1 protein-coding gene and 1 pseudogene are annotated in these 1,211 nt (G+C 45.6%); both read left to right on the top strand.

Annotation, left to right across the window (positions count from 1 at the left end):
- Nucleotides 1–85 precede the first annotated feature (85 nt).
- Nucleotides 86–883 (top strand): annotated as a pseudogene (locus D8792_RS10690) (alpha/beta hydrolase); the annotation flags it as partial.
- A 110-nt stretch (nt 884–993) separates the two neighbouring features.
- Nucleotides 994–1,211, top strand: a 218-nt coding sequence (locus tag D8792_RS10685) for a glutamate--tRNA ligase family protein (RefSeq protein ID WP_260470301.1), incomplete at its 3' end; no start/stop codon positions are given.

Below are 1,211 nucleotides of genomic sequence, written 5' to 3'. Positions count from 1 at the left end.
TTTTCTTATCTTTTGGCAGTCGCAGAACAGGCTTTGCTTTCAGAGTGTGGCTAGCGGTGACGCCTAGCCAAGAACAGTAGTTTTTACAAGAGGAGAAAAAAAGATGGCAGTGATGCAGATAGAATACTATTCAGAAGCCTTGGAGATGGAGTGGGGAGTCAATGTCCTTTATCCAGATGCGTCGCGCGTGGACGAACCAGATGATACGGATATTCCTGTGTTGTATCTGCTTCATGGTATGAACGGTAATCACAATAGTTGGCTCAAACGCTCAAATATTGAGCGCCTCGTTCGCTCGACTAACTTGATTGTTGTCATGCCGAATACCAGCAATGGCTGGTACACCGATACTCAATACGGATTTAACTATTACGAGGCTATCGCTGAAGAGCTGCCACGGGTACTCAAGCGCTTTTTCCCCAATATGTCTGACAAGCGGGAGAAGAATTTTATCGCTGGTCTTTCCATGGGCGGATACGGAGCCTTTAAGCTGGCTCTTAAGTCTAACCGCTTTTCATACGCGGCTAGTCTTTCAGGGGCTTTGAGCTTTCTTGATAGTCATCCAGATGATGTTGAAATAGCAACACCAGCCTACTGGCGAGGGATTTTTGGAGACTATAAAGACTGGACCAGCAGCCCTCATTCGCTGGAGAACATAGCCAAGCAATCTGATAAAAAGACTAAGCTTTGGGCATGGTGTGGCGAGGAGGATTTCCTCTATGCGGCCAATAACCATGCCGTGGAGAATTTGAAAAAGCTAGGTCTGGATATTAGCTATAGTCACAGTCCTGGTAAGCACGAATGGTACTACTGGGAAAAGCAATTGGAGCGGGTCTTAGCTTGGCTGCCGATTGATTTTGTTCTCGAAGAAAGACTGTCTTAAAAAATCATACGATTCAGCAGATTCTGGATCGAGAATGTGATATAATAATAACGTTTGAATACGAAAGCAGGGTGAGATATCCCTGCTATTCCCAAATAGGAGATCGAAAATTGACAAAAGATATTCGAGTGCGTTATGCACCAAGTCCAACTGGGCTTTTACACATCGGAAATGCGCGGACGGCGCTCTTTAACTATCTCTATGCTCGTCATCATGGTGGAACTTTTATCATCCGTATCGAAGATACTGACCGCAAGCGCCATGTCGAAGATGGTGAGCGTTCACAGCTTGAAAACCTTCGTTGGTTGGGCATGGACTGGGATGAAAG

The sequence above is a fragment of the Streptococcus cristatus genome, from assembly GCF_003943505.1.
Taxonomy (GTDB): Bacteria; Bacillota; Bacilli; order Lactobacillales; family Streptococcaceae; genus Streptococcus; species Streptococcus cristatus_E.
This window is presented reverse-complemented; position numbering and strand designations above follow the sequence as displayed.